6 protein-coding genes are annotated in these 13,142 nt (G+C 39.8%); 4 read left to right on the forward strand and 2 right to left on the reverse strand.

Features of this window, described 5'->3' with window-relative positions; all coding sequences use genetic code 11:
• Positions 1-471 precede the first annotated feature (471 nt).
• The 4 genes from H6G73_RS19425 to H6G73_RS19440 all read left to right on the forward strand — a co-directional run bounded on the left by H6G73_RS19425 (position 472) and on the right by H6G73_RS19440 (position 7,015).
• Positions 472-2,520: a ribonuclease catalytic domain-containing protein gene (locus tag H6G73_RS19425; protein WP_190607465.1), complete on the forward strand. Its 2,049-nt coding sequence runs from the start codon at positions 472-474 to the stop codon at positions 2,518-2,520.
• 207 nt (positions 2,521-2,727) lie between these two features.
• Positions 2,728-5,574: a zinc-dependent metalloprotease gene (locus H6G73_RS19430; protein WP_190607467.1), complete on the forward strand. Its 2,847-nt coding sequence runs from the start codon at positions 2,728-2,730 to the stop codon at positions 5,572-5,574.
• Between the two features lie 753 nt (positions 5,575-6,327).
• Positions 6,328-6,699: a hypothetical protein gene (locus H6G73_RS19435; protein ID WP_390840481.1), complete on the forward strand. Its 372-nt coding sequence runs from the start codon at positions 6,328-6,330 to the stop codon at positions 6,697-6,699.
• Positions 6,700-6,784: 85 nt separating this feature from the next.
• Positions 6,785-7,015 carry a DUF6737 family protein gene (locus tag H6G73_RS19440; protein WP_190607469.1) on the forward strand — a complete coding sequence of 77 codons (231 nt, stop codon included), beginning with the start codon at positions 6,785-6,787 and terminating at the stop codon, positions 7,013-7,015.
• Between the two features lie 38 nt (positions 7,016-7,053).
• Here H6G73_RS19440 and H6G73_RS19445 read toward each other — a convergent pair whose 3' ends face one another.
• Positions 7,054-7,644, reverse strand: coding sequence for a thioredoxin family protein (locus H6G73_RS19445; RefSeq protein WP_190607471.1), 591 nt, complete (start codon positions 7,642-7,644; stop codon positions 7,054-7,056).
• An 82-nt stretch (positions 7,645-7,726) separates the two neighbouring features.
• Positions 7,727-12,730, reverse strand: coding sequence for an nSTAND1 domain-containing NTPase (locus tag H6G73_RS19450; RefSeq protein ID WP_190607473.1), 5,004 nt, complete (start codon positions 12,728-12,730; stop codon positions 7,727-7,729).
• Positions 12,731-13,142: the final 412 nt, after the last annotated feature.

The raw sequence follows: 13,142 nt of genomic DNA on the forward strand, positions 1-13,142 counted from the left end.
TGAAAGAGAGTGAAAAACATTCAATCAATGTTACCCTTGAACGCGGTAAAATATTACTAGTATCGCCAAGAGCCTATGAGCATCAACCCAAGTATTTATGCAAGAGGCAAAAACGTCATAACGAACGTTTCTGCCTGCATAAATTAGGCTTTTGATAAATAGATAGATTAATATATCTATTGCACATCAAGTGTAAAAATCAAAACGGTGGTTGATGGCAGGTGATTGTAATTGAGGCTCAATTAAAAATTTAGTCCCAAAATCTCCCAAAATATAGGATGAGGGATAATAGGCGTGCAGTTCGCCTCTGAGAATCAGGTCTCAAAATTAAAAATCCAATATTCATCTTTGGGAATGGAATTGCGAACTGTCATAAGATTGTCGATAAATCAAGAGATTAAGGATTAGATACCAGTTATTTAATCCAAAATCTTAAATCCAAAAATATAAAATTATTGAAGTGCGAGAGTTGTGGAGAAGGGGACGCTAGTTGAATTTAGGGTTCAAGGCGATCGCCGTCTGGGGATAGTAGATCGTCCAGACGGAAAGACCCGTTGGTTTGTGGTAGATGAACGAGGTCAATCCCACAGCCTCGCGCCGCGACAAATTACCTATACAGTTAACGGACAAACTTACAAATCTACTGACATACCCCACTTTGTGAGTCAAGTCCAACCATACCTTGACCCATCAAGCTTGGAAGTAGCCTGGGAATTATTGGTAGAAGATGGGGAAACAGTCACCCCCAGTGAAATGGCTAATCTGCTGTTTTCCGAAGCCAATCCATCCCAATGTTACGCGGCTCATTGCTTGTTATCAGACGACAAACTTTATTTCAAGCAGAAAGGTGATGCTTACGAACCACGCAGCGCTACCCAGGTAGCAGAACGAAAGCATCAAATTGAAGTGGAAGCCCAAAAAGCCAAGGGACAACAGGAATTTTTGGCACGTGTCGAACAGGCCCTTAAAGGTGAAATAGTAGAATGGCAACGACCTGACCGTCAGCGTTTAGAAGCACTGGAAAAATACGCGGCGCTACTGGCAGACATTGTGCGGATGGGAGTCAACTATGATTCCTTAGCCCGTGCCTATCCTCCCCCTGCCCCAGTGTTAGAAACCATGAATATGTTGGGACGTTCCGCCACACCACAAGCAGCCTTTCAGCTGTTGATAGATTTGGGTTGGTGGACTAACCATGAAAACCTGTTCTTGCGCCGTTCATCAATTCCCGTTCAGTTTCCCAATAAGGTATTAGAAGTGGCGCAACAACGTTTAGATTTTCCCCCTCATGACTTAGATGCTAATCGTCTAGATTTAACTAATCTCAAGGTCTATACCATTGACGATGAAAGCACTACAGAAATAGACGATGGTCTGAGTTGGGAATCTTTAGGGGAGGGAAGGGAAAGACTGTGGGTGCATATTGCCGACCCAACCCGGTGGTTAATACCAGAAGATGAATTAGATTTAGAAGCCAGAAAACGGGGGAGTACAGTTTATTTGCCCACAGGGATGATTCCCATGTTTCCCGAAGTGTTGGCGACTGGACCCATGAGTTTGGTACAGGGAAGAGTGTGCTGTGCCTTGAGTTTTGGTGTGGTGTTAGATACCAACGGGGCTGTAGCGGATTATTGTATTCATCCCAGCATTATTAAGCCCACCTATCGTCTCACCTATGAAGATGTGGATGAGATGTTGGAATTAGGGGTACAGGCAGAACCAGAAATTGCAGCGATCGCTAATTGGGCGACTAAACGTAAAACTTGGCGCTATGCCCAAGGAGCCATCAGCATTAATATGCCAGAGGCGATGATTAAAGTCAAAGGTGATGACATCAACATTGACATTCTTGATGATTCTTCCTCTCGGCAATTAGTAGCAGAAATGATGATTTTAGCTGGAGAGGTGGCCGCACGTTATGGGCAAACCCATAACATCCCTCTGCCTTTCCGGGGACAACCCCAACCAGAATTACCCCCAGAAGAAGAATTACTCCAACTACCAGCAGGGTTTGTTCGTGCTTGTGCCATGCGTCGCTGTATGCCCAAGAGTGAAATGAGCATTACACCTGTACGTCATGCTGGTTTAGGTTTAGATACTTACACTCAAGCCACATCCCCCATTCGTCGTTACAGCGATTTACTTACCCATTTTCAACTCAAAGCCCATTTAAGAGGTGAAGTTTTACCCTTTTCAGCAGAACAACTCAAAGAGGTGATGATGACCGTCACCACCATTACCCAAGAAGTGACAATGGTGGAAAGACAAACAAACCGCTATTGGGCTTTAGAATATTTGCGTCGTCACCCTGATAAAGCGTGGGAAGTGACATTGTTAATGTGGTTGCGAGAAGATAGTAATTTAGGGCTAATTCTTTTAGAAGATTTAGGCTTACAATTGCCGATGTCTTTCCGTCGAACTGTGAAGTTAGGTGAGCAATTATTGGTGAAAGTAAGTATTGCTGACCCGCAGAAAGACATTATCCAGTTCCAGGAAATCATTTATCAAGAAGCAATTTGACAATGGCATCTATTCAGGCATTCTAGGTGAGAAATTTCCTCTCACCTGTTTGTGCTGGAAATGATAATATTGTCCAGTAACTAGGAATTGGCAATCATCAAAAAATGTAAACAGATGTAGATAATTGATAAATATTCTCGAAATTTTGGGTAATTTGACTGATATGGACTGAATTATTCCAAAATGATATTACCAGGGGTGTAGGGTATGAACAAGTTGAGTTTTTATATCATTTTGTTGTCGAGTTTATTATTGGGGATAGAAACCGCTAAGGCTAAATCATTACCATCCCCACACCCCACAGGATTAGATAATAGACAAGCTAATTCTCATTTACCCCTATCATCATCGCAAATTTGGGTATTGAATCAAGGTCAGCAGTTAGAGCGAAAACCTTATATTTGGGTGGTGGAAAATCAGAAAAAAATAGGGATGCAACCATTCCTGCTCACAAAAAATCCTGGGAAAAAACCAGAACCTACACCTAGTAAACCAGACAGAAGTGATGATTTAGAAGCCTTTGCAGATGTTGTTAAAGATGCCGAGAAACATGAAGGATTATTTACAATCTATCGGCAAAAAAGTAAGAATAAAATATATTTAGAAATTAAACCAGAGCAATTAGAAAAGAATTTTATCGCTACAGCTACATTAGAATCGGGAATTGGAGAAAAGGGCATTTATAGTGGTGTTCCCTTGCAGGATTTCTTGTTTTATTTCCAACGAGTAGATAATAATCTACAGTTTATTATCCGTAATGTTAACTTTCGCACACGGGAGGGAGATCCCCAGGTGCGATCGCTTGCTCGTTCTTTTAGCGATTCTGTACTGTATAATCTCCCTATTAAAAGCATTCATCCTGAACGAAAAACCTATTTGATTGATTTGGGTGACTTACTAATTAGCGATTTGGCAGGTTTAGCTAGTAGTTTAGAACTTGCTCCCAACCCAGAGCAATCTTACTTTGGTAATGCTCAAGTTTTTCCGGAAAATTTAGAAGTACAGACAATTTTCAATTTTTCTGGTGCAGGTGGTGGGGGTGGTGAAAACCAAAGTCCAGGTTTTGAGTCTTTAGCTGATGGTCGTGGGTTTACTTTACGTGTGCACTACAGTTTGTCCCAATTACCTAATCATGATTATCGTCCCCGGTTAGCTGATGAAAGGGTTGGTTATTTTGTCACTGCATATCAAGATTTATCCAATGATAACCGCAGTGACTCATTTATTAGGTATATTAATCGTTGGCATTTAGAGAAAAAAGACCCCAACGCGGCTATTTCTCCTCCTAAAAAACCGATTGTTTTCTGGATTGATAATGCAGTTCCCTGGGAATATCGGGATGCAATCAAAGAAGGTGTTCTGATGTGGAATAAAGCTTTTTTGAAAGCAGGGTTTCAGGATGCCATTGAAGTGCGGCAAATGCCAGACAATGCAGATTGGGAAGCAGCAGATATTCGTTACAATACTATTCGCTGGATTAACACCGTAGATGGTTTTTTTGCTATGGGGCCATCCCGTGTCAATCCTTTAACTGGGGAAATTTTGGATGCAGATATTCTGGTCGATGCTAGTTTTGTCAGGGTATTAAAAAATGAGTATCGGCAAATTGTGCAACCAAGTCAAGCAAAGAGGCACACAGCTTTATCTACACTTATGGAAAACCACGGCTTGTGTGGCCAGGGTGGGAAAAATCGGCAGGGGTTTTTAAGTAGGTTGTCTAAATTGGCTGGGGAGTATGATTTATGCTACGGCATGGAAAGTGCCAATCAATTTGCCTATGGTTCTTTGGCCATGTCGCTCCTGCCCAATGGTAGCCCGACCAAGGAGCAAATACAAGATTATATTCACCAATATTTACGGTTGATTATTGCCCATGAAGTTGGTCATACCTTAGGTTTGCGTCACAATTTTCGTGGTAGTACCCTCTTAGCACCGGAGGAGATGAACAACACGAATATTACCCGGACGAAGGGCTTAACTACCTCTGTGATGGATTATATTCCCCCCAATATTGCCCCCCAAGGCACGAAACAGGGAGATTATTTTCCCAGTATGGTGGGGGTATATGATGAATGGGCTATTGAGTATGGTTATAAACCTACTCCAGGGAAAACTCCTGTAGCAGAAAAGCCGTTTTTAGAGCAAATTGCCAATCAGTCAGAAAATCCAGAGTTGAGTTATTCCCCAGACGAAGATATGTCGGATATTGACCCCACAGCAGCGGCTTGGGATAATAGTGCTAATGTGCTGGTTTATTCTCAGTGGCAGTTGAATAATTCACGGGTTATGTGGGAGAGATTACAACAGACTTATCCCACGGCTGGAGAAAGTTATAGCGATTGGCGGGAAAGATTTACAACTATTTTAACGAATTATTTGCAGCAGTTATTTTATACAACTAAATACATTGGTGGGCAGTCTTTTTACCGGGTTCAGCCGAGTTCCAAACAGCGTCGTTTACCATTTGCATCTGTACCTGTGGAAAAACAACGGGAAGCTTTAGCGACGCTACAAAAGTATGTATTTGCTGAGGATGCGTTGAACTTTTCACCAGAACTACTAAATAAGTTAGCACCTTCTCGTTGGCGACATTGGGGTAGTATTCCTCCGACGGGACGTTTGGATTATCCTGTCCATGATTTGGTATTGTTGGTGCAAAGTGCGGTGCTGCGAGAGTTGTTGTCAGGCGATCGCCTTTCTCGCCTCAAGGATATAGAATTGAAAACAAAATCAGATCATGCCCTGAGTTTGCCAGAATTATTTGACACGCTGCAAAATGGCATTTGGACAGAAGTATTGCAACCAAAGGGCAAATTGAAAATTTCTAGTCTCCGTCGGGGTTTGCAACGGGAATATTTAGATGTTTTGATGGGGATGGTGTTGCGGAAAGAAACTGTGCCAGAGGATGCTAGAACCTTGGCTTGGTATAAGCTGAAGCAATTAAATCAGCGATTGCGGCGAGTAGGTTCTGAGGATGAGTATACCAAAGCCCATTTGTTGGAAACAAGCGATCGCATTGATAAAGTCTTGAATGCACCATTGGTGGGAAATTAAGCAATCAACTATATTGCGAAATGTTGCACAATTTCCGACTTTAGTGCTAACTTTAAGTTTGTGGGTAAAATCTCTTCGTTTTTTGTCAAACCTACAAATAAATGGGCAATTGATTTTCCGGCTGTAATCAGTTATTCAGCCATTAGTTTCTCTACATTGCTGATGAGAATCATACCAAATTGACAGAGGGATTATGATTGGTACCTGTTGAAAAATTCTAGACAGTAGGGTTTTTCATGCCTGATGCAAAATCTCCAATCTAAAATTTAGTATCATACCGGATTTATCAATCAGGTGTGAGTATTCAGATGCAGATTCATGGTTGCTAATTAGTCTGATTCAACTCTTCAGAATGAGGCTAATACTGGGTTGTGGTCAAGCTTTCTCTGTGTTCATATTTGTTGTGCTGGAGACGTTGAGAGAATCAAAAAAGTTCCCCAATTTTTACCGCAATTACCCGACAAAAACTACGGATTTCCGCAAAACGGTAGACACGAGGGGTATTACCCCTGATATGTTAATTATACAAACCGCAACAAGTAATTTTGACTTAGGTACATGATTATGTTTAGGCGAAACCTTCGCAAAAAATCCATCTATCGTACTCAATGGGAAAAGAATAATCCCAAAGGCATTGCTTATCTCTCATCTAAAATCCAAAATCCTACCTGGTATTATCCATTAATAGCGGCATTCCTGGTGGCTTTATTGGGACATTCAGCGATTGAGCAAAATGCTAATAAACGTACAAACATGACTTTTGCATCTACTCAACCCCTGGACAAATCGAATAAAGCGACAGCAATGAAAGTTGTTGCGACTGAGAACAATCTAGATGAGAAAAAAGCTTTAGATGCTGTCTGGAAGCTACCCCAAGTTAGACGCAAAGCACGAGAAATTGAAAGACTCTCCAGAGGTACTATTAGAGTTGCTGCTGCGGTGGATAGTTCTCCGACTGAAGATGCACCATATTATGTGGTGAAGGTGTTTGAAAATCACCCCGACAAGTCTACACATACAATTTATTGGTTTCGGGTATTGAATCCTAGTGGTGTGATTCTCGCTTTAGATATTGTCCAAAATCAATATATATCTTTGGAACAATGGAAGCCTGATGCTAGGTAAAGTGTGGGGATGTTATGCTGCTTGTTTGGTAGGGTTGAGAATGTTGTTGTTGACTCACGCAAAGAGTTAAAGGTGCTGTAAACTGATGTCAGAAGTGAAATCTATCAGTCCTTGGCAATATAAACCTTGGTGGTGTCAGCCTTGGTCTATCCTGCTGACAGGTGTAGTCTTGATTAGTGGTAGCTGGTTATTATTTAGGGTCATTTGGTTGACTGTTTTGGTAGCTATACCTGTGTTAGGTTGGATGGGTTTTTTCTTGTTGGTTTGGCCAAAATTGATGATGCGTAGTGGTTTATTGGAAAAGGATGATAGTTGAGGTAATGGAAAGTATCTGTCCATTACCCTGGTTGGAGTTTAATTGACTACTTGGCTACCATGAAGGCGTGGGTCATCTTTGCTGCTTTGCTTGATTACTGGTGCAGAAAATTCGGAAGTTTTACCAGAAGCTTGTGCATAAGGTAATTGAGTACCTGTGACCAAAGCTTCTAGGTTACTGGCCATGACGTTGCGGGGAATATCACCAATGGCTTCAGCAATGCTTTCTCCACGCTGATTTAAAAAGATGAAATGGGGAATGCCATCGACACGATATTTGAGAATTTCTGGCAACCATTTTGTATTATCTACGTTGAGCATGACAAAGTTGAGTTTTTCACCATACTCTTGTTTCAGTTGGGCCATGTCTGGGGCCATTTTTTGGCAGACCGTACACCAGTCAGCGTAAAATTCCACTAAACTCGGCTTTTGATTTGTTACGGCTGTTTCTAAGGGTGTAGATTCTTGGTCTAGTTGGGTAAGAGAAACGGAATTTGATTGTGTTTTTAATCCTAAAAATAAAGCTACGCTGAGGATGATAGCTACTACTGCAATGAGGAAGTTTCTCACTCTTCTGCCAGATGTAGACTCGGTTTGCTCAGGAGTGTTCACAGGTGTATCTGTACTCATGATAAATTTATTAAGACTTATTAAGCAATATCTTGATCTAGTTTACCCAAGAACTGTAGAGGCTGTTCTGTCATATCAATCATTAATTTTGGCAAAGAGAGCGATCGCTTGAGGTGAGGGTTGGGTTATTTTGGAGATAGGATGCTATGATGGTGCATCCTTGTGACAATAAGCTATCTAAGTCGAAATTCCACACCATTACCCCCGCTTCTTTCCCACCTACGACCAAGGTTTGACCATCAGTTGTGAAACTCAGGCTAGTGATGGGATGAGGATAGCCTGATAAGGTTTTTAATAATTCACCGGTGCTAACAGTCCACAGCTTGATAGTCTGGTCAGCACTTCCAGAAGCGAGAATTTGACTGTCAGAGGTGAAACTGAGGCTCGTGACACCATCTGTATGTCCTGTGAGGCTATGAATTAACTTTCCTGTGGTTGGGTTCCAAAGTTTGATGGTGTTGTCCCAACTACTAGCAGCGATAACTTGACCATTGGGGCTGAAGATTACGGAAGCGATCGCTAAACCATTTTCGGTAAAATTTTTGACTAAAGTGCCATCTCTGCGCCAAATTTTCACGGTCTGGTCAAAACTTCCTGAAGCTATGGTTTGACCATCGGGACTAAAGTTAATACTGGTTATTTCGTCACTATGTCCCGTGAATGTTTTTAATAGTTTACCATCAGCTAAACGCCATAATTTAATCGTTTTATCAGCACTACCAGAAGCGAGAATTTGATTATCGGGACTAAAACTTAAACTGGTAACTCTATCTTTGTGTCCTGTGAAATTTTTGATTAATTTATTTTTTTGCCAAATTTTAATAGTTTTATCAGCGCTGCCTGAAGCTAAAATTTTACCATCATGGCTAAAACTGATAGCATTAATTATATTTTGATGAGCTTGAAAGTGAGTTAGTTTACTTTTTTCATTAATATAAATATTGCCATTCCAACCAGCCGCAGCGAAGGTATGACCATACACAGCAATACTATAAATATCACCTGATATATATTGGTGATTTTTAACTTGCCAAAATCTCACTGTCTTATCATCACTAGCAGAAGCAATAATTTTTCCATCAGGACTAAAAGCAATATCTCTAATTGGTTGATTATGTCCAGTAATATTAGCTAATAATTTGCCATCGATATCCCACAGTTTAATTGTGTTATCGGCAGATGCTGAAGCAAGAGTTTGATTATCTGGACTAAAACTCATGCTGTTGATTTGTTGAGTGTACCCAGTTAAATTGTGGAGTAACTTTCCCGTTTGATTCCACATTTTAATCGTTTTATCTGCACTAGCAGTCGCGATTAATTTACCATCATTGCTGAACACAACTTTAGTAATGCGTCCTTGATGTCCTGGCAATATTTTAATTAATTGACCATTCTTACGCCAAATTTTGACTAAATTATCTTCCCCACCAGTAACAATCATTTGGTCATCGGGACTAAAACTCACCGTGTTTATCCAACCATTGGCAGCATTCCAGCTATTTACTAAACTATCATTAATATCCCATACCTTAATACTTTTATCTAAGCTGCTAGAAACAAGTAGTTTACCGTCATGACTAAAGTTAACTTCAGTCACTATATCTTGATGCCCTGTGAATGTTTTTATAAACTTTCCATTGCGATGATAAAGTTGAATATTATTACCTACACTAGCGGCAATCAATTGACCATCGGGACTAAAAGCAATAGATTTAACTCGTTGAGAAAATCCTGTGATGGTAAAAACTAACTTTCCTTGGTCAGTCCAAAGTTTTACTGTTTGATCATCACTAGCAGAAGCAATCATTTTTCCATCAGGACTAAACTTGACTGCATTGATTTGTTGACTATGACCAGAAAGACGATTAATTTCTTCGCTTTCATTCAGTGCTTGTTGTAGAGTTGCTACAGTGGATATTTTTAGATCAACCGCAGGTGCAAAAACTTGTTTAAATTCTCGTCCAGCTTTGATGCTAGCAATTACAGCTTCTAATTGCTGATGAGATAATAAAAAAGCCTGAGAAGAAGCATTTAATGCGGCAATTTCGCGCATTTGGGCAGCTTGTTTTTGCCAATAAGCTAACCCACCAAAAATACTAGATATAATTCCTAAACAACTAATCACAACTACTGCTATTTGCGCTTGTCTTAGACGCTTTTTTTGAGCTAATTGTTGTTGTTGTCTAGCCTCTAAACAAGCAATAATAAAATCTTGAACATCTGACGATAATTCATCAGTATATTTAACATAAATTTCTTCCGCTTCTGCTAACCGCACACCCTGTAACAAAAAATCAGCCTGTTCTCCGTGATTTTTCCATAAAGTAGCTGCTTGTACAATTTGACGTTGCGATCGCAATCTAATTCTATTTTCCTCCAACCACCAGCGCAAGCTTGACCAATGACGAATTAAAATTTCGTGTGCGACCTCAATGGTCACTAAGTCGCTACCAGTGATAGCTGTAAATTCTTCACCCTTTCCAGTTCCTAACACCTCCCCCTCTAAACTCACCACCACCAACTTAGCTGTAGTTAAAGCTTGGAGAGTTCTTTCCACCAACTCTTGGGGATACTTTTTCACCACCAAATCAGACTTTAACACCCGACGACGAGTATCTTCCGTACCTTCTCCCAGTTGGGTGAGGGAAAGAAAAATCCATCGAGTACAGTCTTGGGCTAAATTATCTAAATTATCGTACACTCCTTGGGCTTTCCTCTCCAATGCAGCCTTAATTCCCCCTACCTGCTGCTGATAAGCCTTTAAAGTTAACTCTCCTCCTTCCCGACACTCCCACAACTGTTCCAAGACAAATTCCAACAACGGTAAGTCTCCCGCAGAGTGGTTTAACTCCTGTAACAAAACTTCCACTAAACCAGGTTCCACTTTTAAACCTACCTGTTCCGCAGGGTTCACAATAACGCGACGATAGTCATCATCATTGAGGTGGGGTGGAACTAACACACTTGATTTTTGTAATAATTGCGCGAGAGGGAGAACTTCTAAACTAGATGAGATAAAATCAGCCCTTAATGTAATTACTAACTTAAACCTATCTGGTGCATATTCTACCGCACCAAATACCAACTCTAAAAACCGTCTTCTATCTTCATCAGATGCGAGAGTAAATAACTCTTCAAATTGGTCAACTACCAAAACAACCATTGGTTCTGGTCGGTTGCGTATCCAATAAACGAAACCTTCCACACCTTGATAAAGCATTCCTTCTAAAACAAGATGATTTTTTTCATCTTTTTTATCTGTCAGTCTTTGGGATAAAGCTGTTAATGGATGTATACCAGGACGTAAAACTTTAATCCACCAAGACTCACTGCCTGGTAATTGTTTACCTTGCTTTAATTGGGCAATTAGCCCCGCTTGAACAACAGAAGATTTACCACTTCCAGATGCACCTACCACAGCTAAGAATGATTTTTTCGCTAATTCATTAATTAACTGCTGAGTTAAAGATTCTCTTCCATAAAAATATTGATAATCTTCAGCTTGAAAAGCACGTAAACCTCGATAAGGACAAATTTTTAAATCTAATCCTGTTGTACCATGACGATTATGAGTATTAGCAGGAACAATTTCTATCACTCCTTGCGTACCAGATAACCAAATCTGTAAATCCACATTTCCTGCTAAAGAAACTTGTAATTGACTAATCCAACCAGCTATTGATAAACCAGTAGATTGGGAAGCAGAGTTTAAAGTTGAAATCAGTGCTTGGGTGAATAGTTCTGAGTTATGTTTAGGAGAATTGGCAGCGATAATGCATTGACTTTTTTCTGCTGCTAATTGTAAATCTTCTACCCATGCTTGTAGAGCAGCAGAATTTCCCAAACAATCTAAAATTATAATTTGTTGATTAGCTTGACAATGGCGTAACTGCTGACGTAGCCAAGCACGGCTTAAGCAAATATTTTCTAACAACACTAATACAGCTTCTCCATCTGCATTCTCTTCCAATTGTCCCCGGAGATATAACAATGTTGTGGTTTCTTGTGATGGAGTAGATACATGCAAATACTCTTGAATGACTATGCGAATATCTTGACTAGTTATAGCTTCTCCACGAGGGAAATATTGTAAATCAAATCCACCAGTAGTAGCTAAAATTTTACTCAACTCCAGGGCAATTTGTGAATTGATCAATCCGTCAATTACCAATGCTACTCTTGCAGCATGTAAATCGGGAATAACTGGAATTTTTCCTAAAATTAGTTCTCCCACACCTTCAACAATGCGCTTCGGTGTTTGCAAAGGATATTCACTAAAAAGTTGTGTTTCTCCCTTACCACGCTTTTGCTGATTAATTAAGCGTAATTGTTGATTAATTTTATCTATATATAATAGGGTTTGATGATAAACATAACGGTACAGTCCATCCGCCGAAATTACTCCTTGATTATCTGCTGCTTCCCCTTGCAAACCCCGAATGAGATAATAAGTAAAGACACCATGACCTAATTCGTTAAACTCCCATGATTGTTGATTGACATCACAAGATAGCAAAGCATAAAATCCTTTGGTTTTCGCAGCCTTTCTTTGCAATAATTCAACTAGCTGGGGCGTGGGATTTACTCCTCTCAGTGTCATTCCTCCACTGTGACAGGCATCTAGCCAAATTAATTGATGTTGTGCCTGACTATCACCAATGGTTTGTAATAATTCTTGAACTGATAAGCCAGTATTTTCTATATCATTTTTTTCTGTATCTGCTAAACAAAGAAATGCTTGCTGTGTGGATGGATGAAGAATACCATGACCAGAAAAATAAACTAATATTGTGTCTAATGCTTGAGCAGATTTGGCTATTTCCTGTAAGCCAACACGCACATTATTTAATAAAGGGAGTTGAGAAGTAAAATCATGGTAAATTTTCACTTCAATTTGTGAATAATACTGATTAGTTGCAGTTTTTAATGCTGCTGCTAGTCCTTGACAATCAACTGCGGAATACCGTAAAGATGGAAGCTGTGGATCTTGATATTGATTTACTCCTACCAATAATAGCCAAATTTTGGTAATGAGGGTTGTTTGATTGTTTGTTGATTGATTGGTGGCAACACCACGAGGACACATGAGTTTAATTACAAATTTAATAATAGAAAAAAGCAAGAGTATCGATTATAGCTATTTTTAGGTTAATTAAATAATTAATATTGCATACAGAGGCGCTTTAGAGACGAAAAAAACAGGACTTACCCATAGGCTAAGAAAAATATGGGTTTGAGATTTCTTCCCTGCGGTCGCAATGATGAAAATAAGTTAATCTTGTGTAAGTCATAAAAAATTTGTAAATATTCATAGAGACGTTAAATGTAACGTCTTTACATCGTTGGTATGATTTAATTATGACGCAAATGGGAAGCATTAATTAAGCTATAAATTTCAGTAAAAAAATCGGTTGTTATTTGATTAAAAATTGGCATTAGACATCTCCAGAAATTAAACATATATTGTCTATGTTCCTGTAGAGAAGTTCCGGGGGAGC

Origin of the sequence: Richelia sinica FACHB-800 (assembly GCF_014698825.1) — a bacterium.
Classification (GTDB): Bacteria; Cyanobacteriota; Cyanobacteriia; order Cyanobacteriales; family Nostocaceae; genus FACHB-800.

Excerpts from the sequence above, each read along its gene's own strand:
- H6G73_RS19440 (WP_190607469.1), top strand. The coding sequence starts at position 6,785 with ATGTCAGAAGTGAAATCTATCAGTCCTTGGCAATATAAACCTTGGTGG.
- H6G73_RS19430 (WP_190607467.1), top strand. The coding sequence starts at position 2,728 with ATGAACAAGTTGAGTTTTTATATCATTTTGTTGTCGAGTTTATTATTG.
- H6G73_RS19445 (WP_190607471.1), bottom strand. The coding sequence starts at position 7,644 with ATGAGTACAGATACACCTGTGAACACTCCTGAGCAAACCGAGTCTACA.
- H6G73_RS19450 (WP_190607473.1), bottom strand. The coding sequence starts at position 12,730 with ATGTGTCCTCGTGGTGTTGCCACCAATCAATCAACAAACAATCAAACA.
- H6G73_RS19435 (WP_390840481.1), top strand. The coding sequence starts at position 6,328 with ATGACTTTTGCATCTACTCAACCCCTGGACAAATCGAATAAAGCGACA.